Source organism: Cobetia sp. D5 (assembly GCF_035666195.1).
Classification (GTDB): domain Bacteria; phylum Pseudomonadota; class Gammaproteobacteria; order Pseudomonadales; family Halomonadaceae; genus Cobetia; species Cobetia amphilecti.
Genome location: NZ_CP142020.1, coordinates 1,442,220 through 1,462,863, shown reverse-complemented (window position 1 = coordinate 1,462,863; position 20,644 = coordinate 1,442,220). Strand labels below are relative to the sequence as shown.

Genomic DNA, 20,644 nt, shown 5'->3' with positions numbered 1-20,644 from the left:
TTTAGGATCTAGTGGCTTTACCTCACCGCGCAGCAAGCGGTGAGTCTGATTGTCCGGCACCCTGCACCTGAAGAAAACATAATTTTTAAACTAATGGTTCTGAGTGCAACTTGAATTGGTCAGATGCTGCATTCAGAACCAGCGGCCAAGCTTGAATCTACGATCAGAAAATAAACAACAACAACTCTACTCGCCCAGCGACTTCAAGAGTGCATCTCGGGCATCCAGATAGAACTGAATATCCACCTTCGTAGCCATCTCATCTGAAAGATCAATCAACATTTTCCGGCAGGTTACCGGCATTAGAATAGATGCGGCCCCTTTCTCTACCGCGATCTCTACTAGGGTCACCGGATTGTGGACTGGCTCGATGGACCCACCGAGGTTGATCTCACCGACTACGATCAAGCCGCCACGCAGACTACGCTTAAGCAGTGACGAGCTCATGGCGATCAGGGATGCCATCCCCAGCTTGGTGCCAGCCTTGGCAGCATCAAAAGCACGCAGCTGCACTGTGAACTCATGCTGGCGTGGTTCCTTGTCACCTACCAGCTGACAGGCACGAGTATAAAGGTTCTGCTCGGCGTAACCGATACTCTCACGGAACGCAGGTGGCACAGGCTTGTTGAGGATCTTTACGCCGGTGCCGGGACCTTCGTTAACCTCGATGCGGAACAGGCCAGGATACTCTTCCTGACCACTGCCCCCCTGACCGCCAGGGCTGATACTCCATACCTGACCAGGCTCCAGCGGGTCGTTGCCAATATTGTTGTCGCTCTGCAGCTCTGGTGTGGCAACAAACTTCTCTACACCATCTTCTCCCATGGTGTAACTGAAATGGGTGTTTCGGAACTCTGCCGCACCAATGCGTTTCTGCTGCTCCTTGACCCGCCGGCGGGCCTCCATGGCGATATGAATGGCCCACTCGAGGTCATCGTCGCTGGGCGCGAGGTCATCGCCAGGGTAGAGCAGCTTCAATAAACCGCTGGCAGTCTTGTTGACCGCATTAGTGTCACGCCCCGATAGCGCGCCTCCGAAGAACACCCGTCCCTGCCACTGTGAGACGCGGCTCTGGTTCCGCAACTGGCTCCAGCACTCCGAAAGGAAGTCACTGACCAGACCGAAGTGATCGGTCAGTAGCTCCTTGCTGACCTTGGGTACATCCCAGCCCGGCAGGAAGGCGTGGATGCGATCCATGAAAGCGGTGTCCTGCCGCATCTCCTCCGGCAGCGGACCAAATAGGTGCCCGATGCGCTGCTGGTGTTCCACGTCTACGTCGAAGTTGCCTACCAACACGATGGAACCATCGGCCCGGATGCTCTCCTTTCCACGAGAGAACTCACCGCTCTCCATGTAACCCTTCATGATGTTGACGCCATCCTTGCTATCGAAGGAGATACCAGATACCTCGTCGAAGCAGACGACATCGTACTGGCACACTAGTCCCCGCTGACCGTTAGCATTATTGACGAACATCTTGGCGACTGTGGCCTTACCGCCGGAGATCAAGTGTGCGTAAGGCGACACCTGCTGGAATAGATGGCTCTTGCCAGTGCCACGGGGCCCCAACTCCACAAGGTTATAGTTACGTTCCACGAAGGGCACCATGCGCAGCAAGATCGCGTCCTTCTCGCGTTCACTTAAGCCCTCAGACTCGATTCCTGTAGAGCGCAGGAGGAAAACCTTCCACTCCTCGGTGGTAAATTCACGGCGGGCACGAGACAGTTCGTCTAACACATCGCGCTTGGAGAGCTGAATTTCACGTAAAGCACGGATACCGAAGGGACGTCCTCCCTGTTCTTGGGCGATGCTGGCGTCGTATTCCAGCGTTAACTCGGCATAAAAGCCTCCAGTGAGCATGCGCTCATGCTCACTGACTAACTCATCCGGAATACGCACGTCGTTCAGGCGCAGGCTAGGCAGGCTGGCCATATAGGTGTCGTTCTTGGTGTCGAGCCGCGCTTGGATCAGGTCGATGATCTTGATCTCGCCCTTCTCACGAGTACGCGCCTTGAACAGCTCTTCCTCTCCAGCCTTGATCGTACGTGACTTGAGCTGCCGCTGTACGACTTCCAGGCCCTCCTCGATCTCCTCAGGATCGGTACTGGCACAGTAGCGGCCCAGCAGGAACTCCACTACGTAAGTTGGTACCGGGAACTGGCGGGCAAAGGTGCGCACCAGGTCCTTGCGAACCAGAAAGCCATCTAACTGCTCGGCGGACTTGCGATCCAGGTCATCGAGTTCCATGACACCCTTCCTTATCAGTTATCACCGCCGATGGTGGTGGTACGTTGGGCGATGACCTGCCCAGCGCTGTCCAGAATGACGGCCTGGGCCGTCTTGCCTTCGAGGTCGTCATCTTCGACCACCACCGATGACTTACCTCCTACCTTGAAGGGCTTGGCTGACAACACCAGGCTGCTGGCTGAATCCGCGGCATGTCGACGTAGATCCAAGGTCAATCCGTCACTGTCTCCCTCTAAAGCCAGTGTACAGCGCAGGCCTTTCCAAACCAGGTCATCGATCACAACAGTAGACTTGAGACCAGCCGTGCCCGTAACCACGAGCTCCGGCGTCACACACTCCTGCAGGCTCAAGCCGCCATGGGTATAAGTTTCCCCCGCCTTGAAGCAATCAATGCTTTCCGCCAAGGCGAAATGTACCTGTTCATTCCAGTACCAAGGGAAACGGGCCACTTCTGTGTGAGCCCCCTGCTTGAGCGCCGCACAGCGCCCCCATTTGGTATCTACCAGGCTGGCCGGCAACTCAGTCTTAGACAGTTCCCCCGGTAGCAGTAGCCAGCCATGATCTGTCACCACCCGGACCTGGGGCCATCCCTGAGCCAGCAGAGCTTGGATGCGCTCAGCCACTTCCGCCAGCATGTCGTCTAAGTGCTGCGCGAGCTTCCAACCGCGATCGTGCCCTGCATGGTCGATATCACCAAACTCGCACCAGGCAGGCTTAGAGGTATCCAGAGTTTCCTTGTGCAGCTGCTCCACCTGACGGCGCTCCAGCACCTGCCAGCCGTGATCACGTAATAGCTTCTTGAAGAGGTGGTGTGTAATCGGGGTGAACTGATAGCCCTCCGGCTCGTCATTAATGGCCTCGCTGCCCAGGATCGGCGCGACCGCATACTTGCCGGTGCCTGTCACACTAGGCAGCGCGGACCAAGTAGTGTGCTCCTGGATTTCCAAACCTCGCCTGGCTAGCCGCTGAGCTAGCCGTTTTCCGCAATCCAGACGCAGACCATCAACGAAAAGCACGCACTCCCCAAGGCGCGCGTGGGAAGAGGCTTCACCACGCTTGAGACCATCTACTCCCGGCTTCCAGACTTGCTGCAGGTGGCGAGCAGCTTCATCGGACCAGTGGTAATAAACGCTACGAATCGCCGTGAAGATGGCTTCCTGCTGGCGTTGGCCGGTCACCTCGGCCAGAGCACGGAGCACGGCATCATCGGCCCTCCAACCCTCGGAGGCGTAAGACTTGCGCATATCCTCGGCCTGACCACCCGCTAGGCTGCGCTGAGTGACTTTTGCCAGAACGGCAAGCGGCGCCAGAGCCATGGCCAATGGGCTTTCCCCCAAGTCGGCCCATACCCAGTCGCGACGCATGCAGTGCTCACTCTCCAGCGCCTCTAGTCGCTCGCGCGCCTGGTGGGCCGGCTTGTTGTCTAGCTCGCACAACGCGTAATAGAGCCTCTCCTCCTCTTGCTGATTGAGCTGAGGCCAGACCGCTATCTCCTCCGGATCGGGGAAGAGCCCCAGATCAGGCGGTGGGAGCCGACGAAGTTGTTCGATCAGCTGTGGATAACGATGGGGTGCCTCGGTGAAGCGCAGCCACACCGTCTTCCAGTTACCCTGACGCTGGGTTAGCTTTTCCGCGGCTTCCAAAGCGCTGTCCCGATCAGGGTGGATGCCAAAACGGGAGTGGCACACCTGGCAGAATGCTCGCCATTCGTGACTAGACATACCGTCCTTCATGGCCTCGGGCTGATTGAGCCAATCCAGTAGGTCACGCACCGGATCGCCACCGGTCAGCAGCGTGTTAAAAGCATCAGCATTCAGGTGGCGGCTCTGCAGGTCGGTTATCGCTTCCTTGAGCAAACGAGGCAGCGCGGCGAGAAGTGCCTGACGAGTGGCACTATCCCTGGAGATATCGAGACCCAGGCCACCCTGCTGGGAGGAAAGAAACGCCAGCGGTGTCCAGTCCTTGGCATTCACCTGGGTCCAGATCACTCCCCGATACTGCAGTTCAGCCAATGGCTTGAGCGCTTCCGGGCACTCGCTGACGGCACGCAGATCCTGGCGGCCCACGCCGGGCAGGTAGAGGATCGGTGGCGTCTCGGCGTCGAATGTAGTGTCCTCGAGGGTGCCGGCAATGGCGCACCTCAGCCAGATGGCGGGGCCACTGCGCTTCTCGGGGGCGTAGTCACCCAACACCAGGAGCTCAGGCAGATCCGCCTGGATTTGTGTGATCACCGGCTCCCACAGCCGCTCACGGTCAGGCCACAGGATGCAGGCTGGAGCGGCCTGCACGTCCGGGTTGTAAGCGGCGGCACCACGAATGGCTCGCTTGAGCTGATCCAGCGGGGTCATGTCAGCAGTCCTTGTAGCATGGCTTCCTGGTACACGAAGGGAGAGCGTTTGCGCAAAAACTCCGCAGTGTAATCGCCTTCTACAAACCCCTGAAAGTGTCTGGCTCGCATTTCGCAGTTACCCGGATCGTCCAACTTTAACTGGGCAATAGTCTCATCGACCCGTTGGCGCGGGGCTCCTTCCAGTTCAGGTGAGGGATAAATGTCGCCGCTGACCAGCTCCAGGCGGAACCAGCCATCTTCTACTTGGAAGGGATCGAGCACCTTGTTGACCTCACCCTTGCGGCTGTTCATCACCGAACAGGCCAGGCGATAGTTGTCCCATTCATAGGCGAGATCCGGCCGCGGCGACTTGGCCACGAAGTGATCCACCGTGGCGCCGCCGGTCACCCGCTCGATATGCACACAGAGATAGGCGCAGATGCCACCATAGCACTCATGCAGGTCAGTCAGGCACTCTCGCCAATAGGTCGGGAGCTCACGGCTCTTGCCGGCAGGCAATGGTTGAGGCCGGAGCCAACCGCGCCCCTGTAGCCAGGCACGGCCACGCTGCCGCACGCGCCCATCGAATTCGGCAGGTTCTGGCTGAGGCGCGACATGAATCATTCCAGCCACCCCTTCTGCTCCGCCACAAACCGCCAGCGCATCCAGAAGGGGTCGGTATCGCCGAGAACCTCGCGTAACCGCTTATCGAGTTGCAGTGCCTCCTGCTGGCTCAGATCCCCACTCTTGAGAGCCTCGGTGGCATCATTCAACGCCTGCTCGGCCTCTTCAGAGCGTGCACTAGAAAGATCGAAGGCCTCACTAGTCAGCCAACGACTGGCATCCCCGCGACGGATAAACTCACGCCGAGTCAACTTTACCTCTGCCGTCTGGTTTTTCCTGTCCTGACAGATATCCAAGTCAAACCAGGCATCTTGCTGATGATCGAACCAGGGCTCGACAGAGGCCATGATCAGCGGCGAGTGGGTCGCGGTGATCAGCTGGGTCTCAGCGTCCTGTGCCAGGCTATCCATCAGATTCAGCAGAGCCGGCACGATCTTGCGCTGCCAGCTCGGGTGCAGGTGAGACTCCACCTCATCGATCAGGAAGATGACCTGATGGGCCTCAGGTTGCTGGAGCAGCTTTGCGGCTTGACGATGCTCCTGCCAGGCCCAGACCAGGAAATAGGCCAAGGCCATGATGCGACGCATGCCTGATGAGGCGTAGATGACCGGCACATCTTGCTGATAAGGCATGCGCACCGTCGGGATGTCCCGAACATCATCCAGGCTCACGCGTGTCAGCTCGCCAGGAGTCAGAAGCTCTTCGGGAGAAGGAGAGAGCACTTCCAGCACCTTTTTCAACTGTTGGAAGGCCTGACCATTCTCCTTCTGCCAGCTTGCCCAATCACGGATTAAGCCGTTACTTAGCCATTTTTCATCATCAGTACGCAGGCCATCCCAGACCTCAGCCGGGCTGAAGACATAGGCGGGCTGTCGCTCCTGGGTATCCAGGTTCTTATGCGCTACCCAGTAGTTGCGTGCCGGATCCCAGACGGCAAAGCTACCGTCGGACATGGCATAGAGCACCAGACCAGGGTTGGAGGGGCGACCTGGCCGCCCCGTCCAATCCTGATCTTTGGGCTTAAAGATGCTGGTGTAGTGCTCGGCCTTAGCCTTGCCGGTGAACTCGAAAGTGATCTTCCCTTCGCCTTTTGTGGGTCTGGCCATATTGCCCGATGTCAGCTTAGGGTTGATCTGCGCCGGCCACTTGCGTGTCAGTGCCCACCAGGCGATATCCAGCAGGAAGCTCTTGCCAAGTCCATTGTCGCCGGTCAGTAGGTTGAGCCGCGAGCCGAAGTCCAACTTCATTTTAGGCGCAGGGCCTATGCCTACGGTTTTTAGTGACTTTAACATTGCCTAACATCCAGCCATTTGCGTTACTTTATCTTCAATACGCTCAAGCCAGTCAGAGAATAGCGGACAGGCTTGCCTAATGCTGTCAGTGCCCATTTCAAGTGCTGCCAAGGTGCCGTGAAGTGGCTTGTCATATCTAGGGTAAATGCCTTGAATTCGTTTACTGGGAGCGGTTTGCGGACTATTATTGATCTCTTCGGGTGACGTAAAGCTGTTCCGGATCTGTTGCAGAGGTGCCAGTGCTGATCTGTCTAAATTATTTGACAGAGCTTCCGGATCACTAAAGAGCAGTCCTTCAAATTCATGCATTTGAATGTAGGGAATGAAGCGACGTAAGGGAGCTTCTCCTAGCTTCTCACATAGAGCCTCTATCATTGCATCTAAGACTGTACAAGATCTTTCTGCCGCAAAGCGCTTTTGTGAGGCTTCCTGCTTGCCTGGAAAATCCTCGGGGAGGCCATAAAAATCAAAAAAAGTGGTACACAGCGCGTCCTTATCGCCGAGCAAACGCAACTCTATGTCGCGATAAAGGCGCTCGAACTTCAGGTTGCCGCCCTTGTGGCCTGGTCTACCGATCAGTGCTGGCTGTAAGTAAATGCCTTTTGGCCAGAACGCCTCCGCCAGTACTTCACTGATAAATTGTTCTTCGGTCTGGCCTTCGCAGATTATATGCACACGTGTCATTTGCGCGGCCTCCCGCCTAGAATATTCTTCTGCCACAACTCGCCCACTGAGTACTCTTCAAGCCAATTTTCAAACTCTTCTTCATTGTGGCGTTTGAAAACCGTACTGCCCTTTTCACGCTCCACTACTACCAAGTCTTCGATAGAAAATTCGTTGACCAGTGGCACGGACTGAGTCGAGACAATCACCTGTGTGCGTTTGGAGGCCGACCGCAGCAAGCTCGCGAGAAGGGTCAAGGCAAAGGGATGCAACCCCAGCTCCGGCTCGTCGATGATAATCGTTGATGGCGGGTCGGGCTGTAGCAGCGCAGTGGCAAGGCAGATAAAGCGGATGGAGCCATCGGAGAGCTGACTTGGCCACAGCGCATAGTCACTATCGGTTTGCTGCCATAGCAGTCTTATCTGTTCTTCTTCGGTTTTGAGCGCCCTGGGCTTCAGTATAAAGTCGTCAAAAAACGGGATGGCAAGCCGAACCGTTTTGACAATCTTCTCATAGAGCTCGGAATTCTCCTCTTTCAATCTATACAAAAAAGCGGCAAGGTTGGAGGCATCTGGCCTTAGGTACGCATTGTCGTGAAGTGTTCCCAAGCGCTTGACTCCAGCCGTATCGCTGGTGTCGTGGAAGTGATAGACACGCCAGCTTGCAATAGCGCTATAGCAGTAATCCGCTTCGCTACTTGATTTCGATCTTGTATATGTTTCTTTTAGCTTGGCCTCCGAGTGCCCCGTACCTAAACTAATCCACTTCTTTCCATAGTACGGACCATTAAAAAAGAGTTTTTCACTCTGAAAGGAGAACCCTCCTTCTACGGTAGGCGTAATCTCAAACTTATAGCCGTTCAAGCCAAACTCAACAAATGACTCAATCTGATCGGTTTCCTTAACGCCAAAGCTAACAATTCGATCCGCAGATCCTTGCTGGGCTGTCCAGTGTTGAAGGCGACCTTCGGCCATTTGTCCGAGCATTTGAAAGTATTGGACCAGATTGCTTTTTCCTACCCCATTGGCACCAATCAGCACATTGAGCGCCGATAGCTCGAAAGCATCAAGCTGCTTGATCGACTTGAAGCCTTTTATTGTCAATCGATCAATCGGGTTTTTCGTACTCATGAAGCTTTCTCCCGCACCGCCTTCTTAGACGCCAATGTCAAGTGGTAGTCGTTTATCCTTGCTCCCCTGGCTTCGCCAAGCTGGGGACCAAGATTATACCAAGGCGCAGACTCCACATCCTTACCACGATCCTTCTTCCAATGAATGTTGGGCTTGTGAACGAGCAAGCCGGCACCCTTCTTCTTAACATCGGGAACAGACAGGAAGGGGCGGATATTGAGGCGCACGCCGTCGTTAAGATCAGGGTGCCAGCCGATGGGCTGCTCTTCCAGCGGCTTCCAGCGCACGAAGATGTCGTAGGGATCTTCGCCTTCGAGAATCAGCTCCAGGCTCTTCTGAAGAGACTCAGCGGCGGCGAGGCGGGCCTCGGCACCATCGACGCCTTCGCTGATCTGCTTTTTCTGCCGGATGATCCAGTCACCCAGGTAGGTGTAGGTGAGGGTTTCCAGGATCTTGTAGTCGAGCTGGTGGTAATTCACCAACGCAGAGAAGCCATCCCTAAGGCCATCCCAGATGTGCCAGATAAAGGGGCGGTTCTGGAACAGCTTACAGTGCTGGGCGAAGAACTTGTCACGCAGCCAGCTCTCCAGGTCCTTCCTGGGGTGGTCGACGCTCTCAAGCAGCTTGCTGCGGGTGGTGGCGGACCACTGCTCGCCATAGGCCTCGGCCAGCAGGGCCTCCAGGCGATCCACGGCGCGGCGCTCGCCGCGGACGGCGGGCAGGCAGACGATACCGTCGCGGTCGGCATGGCCCAGCAGCGCCTCGCAGCGGTTGACCCACTCGCGCTGCTCCTCGGCCAACTCCATCTCGGGGTCCAGCTCCGCCGGCCAGCGGTAGCCGAGTAGGCGGGCCACGGCCACCTGCAGCACGGTGTCGTCGGTGCGCAGCGGGCCATGGGCAGTCCATTTGCCCTCCTCCCCCCAGACCACCGAACCGCAGGGGTGACCGTGGAAAATCCACTGGATGGGATCATCAGAATAGGGCCTTGGGAGGCCGTGAGGGTACCATTTTTCAGACTTCTGTGACCAATAAGCGTGATCATATGGTATTTTAACAAGCGTGTTGTTAGTTACTTTTAAGCTTTGGTCATATTGCCTTACTGCGTCATTAAATTCATTGCTTGAGCAAAAGCACCAAATTGGCCCCATCATAATTTCAGATTCCGGAAGGACTACTGCAACATTTTTGTCAAATATCTCTCCTGTATGTATTGAAGCAGGGAGAGCCCCCATTTGACTTACAGCTATGCCTTTTTTTGACCATGCCATTTCTCCTGCGGGTATGGCAAGTCCTTTTTTTCCTAGCTCTGCAAGCACCCCCTTTCCTTCTTGCCAATAAACAATTTGCTCTTTTCCTGTAAACTTTGATGTTTTAGAGAAAGTTGTTGACATGAATTGCCAGTCATTACTTAGCTTTATTATTTCCCAGAAATTTTTGAAAAACCTGGGGGAGTCTTTACTCCCAAACCCATGCACTCCATGTGCAAAATTTTGAAGCAGATGCATCGTAGCATCATTCTCTAATGAAATTCTTGAGTCAGGATTTTCCAGCTGTGCAGACTGTCTCACTTCTTTTATATCATGTCGCTGTAGTTTTTCTGCCTTCTCAGCCGCTTCGCCTCGTTCAGAAACATCCACTCCCCTCAACAAGTTGTCTTGGCTATCTGAATGCAGGAGGTCTGCTGGCTGGCCTACTTCATGACCATGGCTCAGGTTGACCAAAATCGCCTTGACCACTTCGCCGCTGATGGTCTCGAATGCCCCAGCTCCCAGCCGCGCAATCAAGTGCCAGCGTTCATTCTTCAGTAACTTTTCTCGAAAAGTTTTATACCGGGGCTGGAATAACCAGTTCTGTGGCAACACATTGCTGGTGGTACCGCCTTCCACGCAAAGCTCCAGGCAGCGATCGAGAAAGACCGTCGCCAGATCATTCTTGGCCGCCGGGTAGTAGTCGGCGCAGAACTCCTGAAGTCTAGGGTGCTGCTTGCCGCGAGCTAGGTAGGGCACATTGGTGATTACCCAGTGGTAGCGATCCCCCAGCAGTGTCGCCGCCTTGGCCAGGCCCTGGGCGGTGACGGCAGCTTCATGCTGCTCGTCGCTGTTTTCCTGAGAAAGCGCCTGGTTCAGCGCCTCGGAGAGCTCGCCCCACTGGGCAATCTTGGCGGCGCTGGTGCGGGTGGGGTCGAGCAGGCTGCCGAGGATGGGGGCGTCCTTGAAGCTGTCATAGAGCCAGTCCAGGGCGATGGTCAGGTTCTTCTTGCCGAGCCCGAGGGCCTTCCACTCCTCCTTGGCCACGCTGATGGGCAGACCAGAGCAGGCAACGTTAAGTTCGGGCAGCGAGCGGTAGCCGCCGGCTTTCGGGTAGCGCCAGGCAGTCAGGGCCAGGGCAAAGGCGGCGAGCTCCACGCAGCGCTGGTCGATCTCCAGGCCGTGCAGGTTGTCGCGCAACACCGCGTCAATGGCGTCGCGGGCAGAGAGGCCCTCCAGCTCCATGCGCATGGGCACCAGCATCAACAGGGCGGCGACCAGGAAGTGGCCGCTGCCACAACAGGGGTCAAGGGTCTTGAGCTCGGCGAGGCTCTGGGGCCAAGCATCGAAGGTGCCGGCGGCGGGGGTCCAGTGGCCGTTTTCCTCGTCCTTGACGAAGCGCAGGTACTCTAGCGGTACGCCTGGCAGGCTGGACTTGTCGCGCAGCTCCTGCTCGCTCTCGGCACTGGCCAGATCGGTTTCCGACAGGCGGTGGGCGGCCCACCAGGCCCCCAGGCTGTTATCCAGCAGAAAGCTGACCATGTAGGGTTCGGTGAACAGCTGGGTGACGGCGGGCAGCTCGTCGGCGCCGATCTTCACCTCGGAGCGCCTGATGCGCTCCTTGTTGTCGGTTTGCCAGAACTGGTAGACCCACCCCAAGCTGTCGCTGGCTTGGAATACCTCCACGGACAAGTCAACCAGCAGGCCTTCCAGGTCTTGCTGATACTCGGCCGCCAGGGTCAGCTCGAACACCGGGCTGTCGACGCGAAAGACCTGGGGCAGCATGGTGCTGGCCAGCCGGGCGGCTAGGGCCCAGCCGCTGGGTTGGCCCTCCTCTTCTGCCAGCTCTTCGCATTCCTCTAGCGTGACGGCCACGCCGTCATACATCAGCAAGTCGTTCTCGGCCAGGAAGCGGGCGAACAGCATGCGGTGCCAGTGCTCATAGGCGATCTCGCCAACCAGATGGACCACCGCCTGGGCGCCATCCTTGAGGGGGTCACCAAGACTTCGGGCGTGGGCCCGCAGCCGGCGGCGCAAGGCGCGCTGGTCCTCGCTCAGATAGCTGGGCGGGTTCTCCTCGCCGACACCAAGCTGTTCGAGGGCAGCTTCGGCAGCCTGTTCGGCGACCGGACGGGCCTTGCGAATGGTACGGTCGAGCTGATTGCGGAGCGTCTTTTCGAGTGGCTGCATGCCGATTCCTTGCGTAAGCGTTTCCGTTGCACGCGAGCATGGAATAACAAACAGATAAATGAATACTCACGTGCATGCGATGATTTTTTGATCAGTGGCTGACGACAGGAATCAGCCGGGTGACTGTGTGATGACTGGGCCCTTCTCCAGCGCCTCATGGAGCAGCTGTCGAACCTCTTCCAGCCAGGCATCAATGTCGGCATTACTCTTGAGAGTCCGACGCGGCAGGTCGACGAACTGGATCGCAGGCTCCATGGCCTCGGCAGCCGCCACCAGCACTTCGTCGAAGCGGCTAGACAGCGCGGCGATACGATCGGCCAGCGCATCGGGCCGAACATGACTTAACGTCTCCAATACTTCATGGGTTGAGCCAAGCGCGATATCGGGGGCTTGGGCGGTCGTCAGACGCTTGTTTGCCAGAAGGTCACGTCTCTCATCGGGGGAGAGCTGCTGCCAGTTGTCATCCGCGTCCAAGCGCTGCATACCGCTAGCATGCTCAGCTTTATAGCGCTGCTGCAGTTCGTTGAAGGTCTCACGGAACTGCTGGGTCAGGTTGGCCAGCAGCGGCTGGACGGGGTCGGGGTCATCCAGCAGGGAGCGATGCTCACGAATCTGGTCGACCTGAGCGAGCAGCGGTGCTGCACCCTTGATGCCCTTGGCATGATCGGCTAGACGGGTAAGCGTCGCCCAAGCGTGACGGCGCTGGGTAACCTTGTCGGCAATGACCTGCCAGTCATCGATGGCAACCAGCAGTGCTTCCTGGTTGGTGACGATCGCCTTGAGTTGGTCGTTGCCACTACTCAGACGCACCGCTTCCAGTGCCTCGGACTGTGGCGGCGCAGGCAATGGGGCGCCGCCTCCGGCACGTTCCGCCAGGCTACGAAGCGCTTCCACGAACTCGGGCGCCTTGGCTGACTCCTCGCCGGACTTTGCCTGGACACCGAGCTTCTGCATCACCTTACGGATCTTGATGCGCTCACCAGCGGAGATGGTGGTAGCTTCCATCCGGAAGTCGGTCTTACCGATGGCACGACGTTCGAGTTCTTGCGGCGCCACGCCGTCGGCGGTACGAATCTGCCCAGCCACTAGCAGTGCCTGCAGGGCGCCATCCACGGCGTCTTGCGGCCAGCCATACTCACCGTGCTCGAAGTGATCGCGGATCTCGCTGCCTCTCTTCCCGTTGCCCAGGTAGCTGAGGATGGCTTTACAGACCGGGTGGTTCTGGGGCTCGCCATCAAAGCCAATGGCCTTGAGAGCATCAGGAGCCCCCTGCTTGGCTTTCGCGTAGACCTTGTCCCAGCTGGCATGGTCGGCTTGGGGAAACTTTGGGTGCAAACGGGCCAAGGCGTTCTCGGCACCTTCCAGGATGGCATCACGCAGAGTGGCACCAACGATCTCGTTGCCACCGCCCTGGAAGACCTGAGCACCATTGAAGGCTTCATCCAACAGCTCGCGGATACGCCGTTGGACGGCATCACGGGTGGTCTGCATGGCTGCCTGGGCTTCTTGGCCTTCGGGAGTGCCTGGCGTGCCGCGGGTTTCCAGTGTTGCCGCAGCCGCCCTGAATTCGATCAGCTGGTTGCGCAATTCATCGGCAGAGCGCTTGGGAATGAAAACGAACAGTGTAGGCGACTCAGACCCGGCCTGGCGGGCATCGGCGCGTACCTGGCTGATATCGTCGGACCAACCGTTACGCACCCAGACATACAGCTTTTCATTCGCATCATTGGGTAGCGTGGTGTCAAACACAGGGGACAACGGCCGCGGCACCTTGGCCTCACCATGGGACAACGACAGGTTGCCGACCTGCTTGGCAAAGTGCTTATGAATCAGGTCATCGCGCTCGGTCTCGACCTGGTGAGTCGCATTGCCGAGCGTGCTCTTGTGGCTTAGGAAGGCATCATTCCAGGCGGCGCTCTCTTCGGTCTGGATGCGGTACTCATCGCCCACCTTGATGATGAACTCACACGCATCGAGTAACCCAGGCAAGCGACTGCGCAGCGAGCTACTGCCGGCCTTGAGATCATCGACCAGCAGGTCGGCAATATTGCTCAGCGTGGGCTTCAGGCCGAGGTCGGTATTGGTACTGGCAACCTTATTGATCAAGAACACGACCGCACAAGCACGAGCCATCAAACGCTCATCATCACTGCCGTTCCGCCATTGCTGGGTGGCGTCGTGCAGCTTTCGCGGCAGCATGCGGAATTGAAGCAACTTGTCGGTGGCATCGAAGAACAGGTAATCGCCCGGGATGATGTGACCCAGCGGCTCATCCAAGTTGGTCTGAATCGCCTTGTGGATCATGCTCAGCTGGTTACGCAGCTGGCTATCGGTGCCTGTCTGGTCGAGTACGCGCAGGGCGACGTCCCAGAAGCGGCGGCGCACCGGCAGGATGGGATAATCCTGGGCGAAATGGTGGGTGTCCTCCTGGCGGTGAGCGATGGAGGTCTCAGAGAGATGGCGAGAGATCTCTCCCACATTGTCTTCCATCACCTCTTTGACCGGCCCCTTGGCATCCGGCTTTTTGGCCAGGACGACCTGCCGGATCACCGCATCCACGTCCGCGTCAGATAATTCGATACGAGTGGTAAAGCGCCCCTGAAGACGCGCAAGATTACTGGTCCCAGTGATAGCCGTCTGGCCTGTGCCGATGAACATCAGCCGACTACCAATCTCCTTGCAGCAGGCCTCTACCGCTTCCTGTACGTCGATGGAACGCTGACCATCGGTGCCAATGTACTGTTGTACCTCATCCAGCACCACCAGGGTCAGCGGCATCTTTCCATCCTGACTAAGTGCCTGACGAATGGTTTTGAGCATTTCGTCGCTGCTGACGTCGTTGACGTGGGGGTAGAGGTGGCTGAGGGTCTCGGTGAAGGACTCAACGCTACCGAAGCTCCTTGGCTTGGCCTTAGCAAGCGCTTCATGAAGCGACTCGGCGACGTAGAAGTTATCGAGCTCTTCCTGCCAGTCGTCACCGCGACTGATCACGTCGTCGCGTACCTGATCGAGGATCTCCTCGTCGCGGAGCCACATGACGAAGCGAGCCACGGGATACTGCTGCGGCAAGCCGGCGGCGCGAAAGATCACCGAGAGCAGCGCCAAGCGAACGCTCTTATCGCGAGAACTGGCCCCCAAGGTGCCGGAAGCGGCGAATAGGCCCCCATGACGCTTGCCCTGAGTGGAGAGCTCCTTGAACAGGTCCTGGATCTCCTGAGGCAGATGGACAAGGCCCCGGGCGGTGGCACCATCATCGAAACCGACATCTTTCCACAAGTTGCGTAGCATCTTGGCCATGTGCGACTTGCCCGAGCCAAAGAAGCCGCTAATCCATACCCCCGGCTGCTGGGAAGTACCACTACTCAGGTTGCGGAGGAAGGTGTCGAGGATATCCTGCATCCCCTTGGCGTACTGGCCGTCGCAGACGAAGGACTCCAGTTCATAGCGGAGCACGGCCTGGGCGCGGCTGCTGGTGTCGTCATTGACATACGCCACCCCCTCGTTCATCAAATGCTGATGTGACGGATCCTTGGCATAAATATCGCGATTGCGCATGCGTCCTTTCCCCTGCGATAGCGTACTGCGTTCAAAAAATTGTTGATTTGACTTACCTAGCACCGTCGGCGGTGATTGGAGTGGCGAGGTAGTTCCATCCATCGTAGCCGTCCAGCAACCGGTAGTTATTGTTCTCGAAGCTGCCCGGGAAGAGCACCACCAACCTGCCTGGCACATGGGGGGCTAAGCGGTCGACGACTTCCTTGACCTTCAGCAACCCAAATAGACTGCCGACACCATAGAGCGCGATGACGTGGTGATCGCCCACACCCTCGCTGCTTAGCTCTGTTATAAACCTCGCCTCTAACCAATCAAGGTAACGATGGATGACAGTCGAAAGCTTTGATGGGGATTTGAAATAGGCTATGGCGTATTTCTGTTCTCCCATCCACAGGGCAAAGGTGTCGGTCAAATCGAAGGGTATCCAGTCATGGCTATGCTGCCGAGTGACAAGCTCGAGCTCGCCTAGATTGGCACGGACTCGTAGCTCCTCCGTCTCTGGATATACGCAAAAGATGACTCGCTGGGCAGCCGCAGCGTCACCTCGCCACGGTAGGGCAATGAAACGACCATAAGATTCGATCAGGCGTTTAACTTTGCTCATGAGGGAGCTCCCTGTCTAAAGCGGCGTCCTTGCCGGCTTGTATGGCTCTCGCGACAACCGGGGCTAGTACTGGGTAGTCAACATCCACCACATTATCCACGCGCCGCATGACCATCCACCCCCTCGCCGAAGCCTGGGTAGCCAATTCCAACAGCCGATCACTACCCACATCTAAAACCCGACAGTAGAGGCTTTGCAGCAAGAGCTCGCCTCTGCCACCTTGCAACCAAGCAAGATAGAGGGCATAGGCGACAGCACCCGTCGCAGGCTGCAACTGGGTGCGTATTTTGTTTACACGACCCTCAAGATGACCAGACTTGGTGAGGCTGCTGTTGATATTTTGCGCCGCCGACTTTCGTGTCGCTGGACTGAATCTCTCAGGCCAGAGGACTTCGATCCTTTCTTCAAGCCACTGCCGGGACACAGACTCTCCAAGTGACTTGACGAGAACCACTGGAATAGTGTCACGGAGTAGGCTGTCACGCGCGATGGCCGCGAGCAAGGCCAACTGGGGGCGAGCCGCTTCGTCGCGTGACCAAAAGAAGCGCAGACCAGCATGAACCGGATTTACAGGATCAAGTCCGTAAAGCTCTGCCAGATGCCGAGCTGTCAGCTGACGGGTGCGGCCAGAGCGCTTACCCAAGCAGTTATGTTCACGCACCGCCGCCTGATAAGCTGCCGGTGGCGCGTCCGCTTCCACTTGGCCGAAAAGTGTTGTCAGCTCATCAAGCATGATGGTGCGTGATGAGTGCACTCCCCCCAAGTGATACATAAACCCTAGCCCTTCGAGTAGATCGTTGGCCCGCATTATCAATCCAAGTCCTAAGTATGTGAATCAAGCATCCTAACAAGTCTTGGCAGTGCACCGATTTGGGATGGTGGAGCTGGTTCCATTACAAATTGCATCCGGACACGGCTACCGCACGGCATCCCCGCAAGGTGGGCTCCGGCTTACACTTCTCACCTACTAGGGCAATGACACCAATCACAGCCTCACCACTTCTTTTTGCGGGCGTAAATTGTACCGACTTTCAGTGACTACCGGTATCCATGCCGGATGCGCCTGCGCTTTCCGTCACATGATCAAAGTACTGCTGATCCCCCCGAGCTACCCCTAGTCCGTCACCAGCGGAAATTTCCACCGCTGCGACAATGACTGACGCCCGAGCAAGTGAACCTCTGATGCTCTACATCGCGGAACGCTCACACCTGCGTAAGACATTGCCAACAAACCCCAAAAATCCACTTTCCCCAGCCCCACGGGAAATTTCCGCCCCAGCACGGAAAATTCCGGTTTTTCTGACCCTCACTACCGATAACTTACTGATTTATAGAGAAAGTGGTGATAATGGAGGCTCCGAATCGCCCTATCTCATCTCACAGCCAAAACTCATATTGCACTGCAACAAAAACAGGCGTATCAATGTACCCAGGTTCCTTACTTGGAGAGCACAATGGCTAAACAACCTGCCTGGTCAGAGTTGGTCCCGACGACGCCGGCTGCAATGTTCGATGTCTGGAAACTGGGCACGACGTCGGTAGAGATGTGGTCGACGGCCATGTCGACCATCATGTCGCGCACTCAGTTGTGGGGAACCCAGTCGCCGCTGGACCCGAAGATGATCACCGAGAACCAGAAGATGGTGTCGGAGAAGATCGCGGCCAGCTGGGAGATGTGGTTCGTGATGCAGAAGGCGTGGATGAATGCGATGACGGGCGGCAAGGTGGCGCCGTGGTGGACGACGGGCACCCTCTTCATCAAGCCGTTGCACAAGCGTACGACGGCCAACTCGCGTCGACTGTCGTGAGAGGCGTTGCATGACTTGCAGCTGCGGCCAATAAGCTGTGAGCTGAGATGCGCTCAGATATGGTCGGATGCGCTCAGATGCGCTCAGATGCCACAACGCAAGACGGGAGCCCTGGTGGCTCCCGTCTTGCGTTGTGCTCTGGCGATGATGTCAGGTCATTGCCCTGCTCTTTGCTTTGCGTGCTCTTTCCATTGCGTGCCCTGTCTGGACTCTTTCTTCTCCGGGCCCTTTCTTTCCCTATCCCTGCCTTGGCACGCCGCGAGCGGACTATTGGCCTGGCTCGAGGGTTTCGTCTTCGGCGGTCAGGCAGGCTTGCCAGATGCGTTCGGCCACGCGTTGGTCGTGCTCGGCGTGGCGGAAGAGGCAGATGTCAAGCGGTGCAGTGTGGCTATCATCGCTGATGATGACGAGGCGCCCGGCGGCCAGCTCGTCGCGCACGGCGCGTTCCGGCACCCAGGCGATGCCGCTACCGGCGAGAGCGCCACGCTTGAGCACGTCAGACATCGAGCATTCGTAGCGGAAGTTGAGTCGCGCGGCGAGGTTCTGGCGACCGATGATCAGTGCGGTCAGTCGGCCGAGATAGCTGTCACTGGAGTAGCAGAGATAGGGTTGCGGCGTGTCGCTGTCGAGGGAGTAAAACGCCTGGCCTGTGTCATCGACGGCACTGACGGGCACCAGTCGCTCGGAGCCGAGCACGATGGAGGGGTAGCGCACGATGTCGGTGAGCGTCGGGAGTAGCGGGCTGTTGTAGGCCAGCATCAGATCACAGTTGCCGCTGATCAGGGCATCGACACAGCCGGCAACGTGGTCGGGCACGATACGTGCCTTCAAGTTGCCCAGTCGGCTTTGCAGCTGTTCATGCCAGTCGACGAAGAAGCTGACCGCCAGCGTGTGCGAGGCGGAAATCGAGACGACTTCTTCTATCTTGGGCACGAAGCCGAGCGCCTCATCGCGGCCGACGCGCAATACCGAAAGCGCATCCTGGGCGGTGCGCTGGAAGGATTCGCCCGCAGGGGTCAGGCCGACGGGGAACAGGCTGCGGTCGATCAGGGTGGCGCCGACCCAGTATTCCAGATTGCGAATACGACGGCTGAAGGCCGGTTGCGTCACGTTGCGCAGGGTGGCGGCGCGCGAGAAGTTACGCGTCACCGCCAGGGTGAGGAAGTCTTCCAGCCAGTTCATTTCCACGGCGAGCACCTGAAGAGAGGCATGAATGAGGCAAAGGCACACAGCGGGCCTGCGTGAACGCAGTATATCGCGTCACTGCGTGTCTTTTCTTCAAGCTCCCTTCACTGGCTGATCGGATGCATACAGCGCTGATCAGGCCTCGGCTTGCGCCAGTGCCACACAGCGCTGCGCGAGTATTTCCGCGGGATCGAGCAGCGCTACCCGCTCACGTAGTGCCGCATCGAGCTCGATCAACGGAAGCTCGGTACAGCCCAGGATGATCACTTCTGCGCCCCGTGCCAGCAGGTGGGAAATGGCAGCCTGCAGATGCTCGCTGCACTCCCCTGTCGTATGCCCCGCCTTCACGCCGTGATGCCCGTAGATCGCCTCCATCACCCGGGTCTGACAGCGCGCATCGGGCACCAGCGTTTCACGCCCCGAGGCCTCGATGATGTCGTGGTAGACACGACTGGTCACGGTGCCGCTGGTCGCGAGCAACCCGACCCGCGCCACCGGCGTCTGCATCGCCGCGATATGGTCAACCACCGCCGTCAGCATGTTGATGATCGGGATGCCGATATAGGGCTGGATACGCGCCACGAAGGCATGCGCGGTATTGCAGGGAATCGCGATGGCATTGGCGCCATCGGCCTCCAGCCGCTGACAGGTGGCGAGCATCGGAATGCTCGGATCTTCGCCCTTGCCGATCAGATTGGCGGTGCGATCGGGAATCTGCGGATTTTGCTCCACCACCATCTTGAGGTGGTCCTGATCGCGCTCGGCACGCGTCAGACTGACCACCTTGCGCATGAAGTCCACCGTGGCCGCCGGCCCTACCCCACCGAGCACGCCAAGCTTGAAGTTGCGATTCTCGCGCTCGCGGTCCACGCCTAGGGCGTATTCGGCGTAGATGAGATTGGAGTCAAGCAGGGGCACCGGTACCAGCGGCTGCAGCGATTCCATCAGCACCGGAATCTCGCTCAGGCCCGGCACGATGATCTCCGCGCCCTGACTGACCAGGTCATCACAGGCCTCGAGCAACAGTTGCAGACACTCGCCACCATGATGGCCGCTCTTGATGCCGCTCGGCCCATAGATGGCCTGCATCAGGGCATCACGCTGCAGCGTGGCATCGGGGTAGATGACCTCGAGTCCACCAGCTGTCGCGAGGCCGTCACCTCCCACGAGGTGACCGTCTTGCGTGACGTGCGTGACGGCCATCGTGGCATCCGGCTCACCGAAGCGCTGCTCGAAGATACCGGAGGCGCGCACGTAGCTTGAGGTCAGCACGCCGATCTTGCGCACCTCGGGATAGTCGCGGCGAATGCGCGCCAGCAGCGCATCGAAGATATCGACGACGTTGAAGCTGATTTCCGGGGTGATCTCGGCCAGAAAGGTGTGGGAGAGAAAGCATGGCACCATCGCGTTCTCGACCTTGCCCTGCATGTCCTTGAGCACGTTGTAGACGTAGAACTTGCGCCGCAGCGGGTCGTAGGCCTCCGCCGCGATTCCTGGCCCATCATCGAAATGGCGTTGCTCGAAGGCGATATCCACTCCGCCCGGCGGCTTGCAGTACTGCGCCGCGCGCACCGTCTTGAGCAGGACATCCGCGCTGCCGATCGCCCCCAGGCCACCCACGACGCCGTAGCGAACGACAGAGGGGCTGGCTTTATGTGAAGGTGCGTTGGGGCGTTCCATGACGATGTTCTCCTGATGTCTTTGACACGCTTATCACGCGGATGCCGACAAGCCGATGATGATAACGCGGTTGGTGTTCAGACAAGAGCG

The 20,644-nt window shown here is 57.9% G+C and carries 13 protein-coding genes; 1 reads left to right on the top strand and 12 read right to left on the bottom strand.

The annotated features are described in order from the left end of the window. Window positions 1–186 precede the first annotated feature (186 nt). The 10 genes from brxL to U0O11_RS06150 form a co-directional block, all read right to left on the bottom strand. Window positions 187–2,247 (bottom strand): BREX system Lon protease-like protein BrxL, encoded by a 2,061-nt coding sequence (gene brxL, locus U0O11_RS06195; RefSeq protein WP_324692132.1) that lies wholly within the window; start codon window positions 2,245–2,247, stop codon window positions 187–189. A gap of 14 nt (window positions 2,248–2,261) precedes the next feature. Beyond that, window positions 2,262–4,595, bottom strand: a complete 2,334-nt coding sequence (gene pglZ, locus U0O11_RS06190) for a BREX-1 system phosphatase PglZ type B (protein WP_324692131.1) — start codon at window positions 4,593–4,595, stop codon at window positions 2,262–2,264. After that, window positions 4,592–5,200 carry a hypothetical protein gene (locus tag U0O11_RS06185; RefSeq protein WP_324692129.1) on the bottom strand — a complete coding sequence of 203 codons (609 nt, stop codon included), beginning with the start codon at window positions 5,198–5,200 and terminating at the stop codon, window positions 4,592–4,594. Before U0O11_RS06185 ends, pglZ begins: the two co-directional genes overlap by 4 nt. Further along, a complete protein-coding gene (locus tag U0O11_RS06180; RefSeq protein WP_324692127.1) occupies window positions 5,197–6,492 on the bottom strand; it encodes an AAA family ATPase in 1,296 nt (431 codons plus the stop codon). Before U0O11_RS06180 ends, U0O11_RS06185 begins: the two co-directional genes overlap by 4 nt. Before the next feature lie 3 nt (window positions 6,493–6,495). Next, window positions 6,496–7,176, bottom strand: a complete 681-nt coding sequence (locus tag U0O11_RS06175; protein ID WP_324692126.1) for a DUF4276 family protein — start codon at window positions 7,174–7,176, stop codon at window positions 6,496–6,498. Continuing rightward, complete coding sequence (locus U0O11_RS06170; RefSeq protein ID WP_324692125.1) at window positions 7,173–8,285, bottom strand: AAA family ATPase; 1,113 nt, start codon at window positions 8,283–8,285, stop codon at window positions 7,173–7,175. Before U0O11_RS06170 ends, U0O11_RS06175 begins: the two co-directional genes overlap by 4 nt. Continuing rightward, on the bottom strand, window positions 8,282–11,722 hold the full coding sequence (locus tag U0O11_RS06165) for an Eco57I restriction-modification methylase domain-containing protein (RefSeq protein ID WP_324692124.1): 3,441 nt from the start codon (window positions 11,720–11,722) through the stop codon (window positions 8,282–8,284). Before U0O11_RS06165 ends, U0O11_RS06170 begins: the two co-directional genes overlap by 4 nt. 111 nt (window positions 11,723–11,833) lie before the next feature. Further along, window positions 11,834–15,277: a BREX system P-loop protein BrxC gene (brxC, locus tag U0O11_RS06160; protein WP_324692122.1), complete on the bottom strand. Its 3,444-nt coding sequence runs from the start codon at window positions 15,275–15,277 to the stop codon at window positions 11,834–11,836. Between the two features lie 52 nt (window positions 15,278–15,329). Beyond that, complete coding sequence (locus U0O11_RS06155; protein ID WP_324692121.1) at window positions 15,330–15,881, bottom strand: BREX protein BrxB domain-containing protein; 552 nt, start codon at window positions 15,879–15,881, stop codon at window positions 15,330–15,332. Next, the gene (locus U0O11_RS06150; RefSeq protein WP_324692120.1) at window positions 15,868–16,614 is read right to left on the bottom strand and encodes a hypothetical protein; all 747 of its coding nucleotides are present in this window, start codon (window positions 16,612–16,614) and stop codon (window positions 15,868–15,870) included. Before U0O11_RS06150 ends, U0O11_RS06155 begins: the two co-directional genes overlap by 14 nt. A 721-nt stretch (window positions 16,615–17,335) precedes the next feature. Between U0O11_RS06150 and U0O11_RS06145 the strand changes: the two genes are divergently transcribed. After that, window positions 17,336–17,689, top strand: a complete 354-nt coding sequence (locus U0O11_RS06145) for a hypothetical protein (RefSeq protein ID WP_043335079.1) — start codon at window positions 17,336–17,338, stop codon at window positions 17,687–17,689. 267 nt (window positions 17,690–17,956) lie between these two features. Here the strand turns inward: U0O11_RS06145 and U0O11_RS06140 are convergent, their stop codons facing one another. Both U0O11_RS06140 and U0O11_RS06135 read right to left on the bottom strand, forming a co-directional pair. After that, window positions 17,957–18,871, bottom strand: coding sequence for a LysR substrate-binding domain-containing protein (locus tag U0O11_RS06140; protein WP_317292931.1), 915 nt, complete (start codon window positions 18,869–18,871; stop codon window positions 17,957–17,959). 138 nt (window positions 18,872–19,009) lie between these two features. Continuing rightward, window positions 19,010–20,554 (bottom strand): amino acid racemase, encoded by a 1,545-nt coding sequence (locus tag U0O11_RS06135; protein ID WP_324692118.1) that lies wholly within the window; start codon window positions 20,552–20,554, stop codon window positions 19,010–19,012. Window positions 20,555–20,644: the final 90 nt, after the last annotated feature.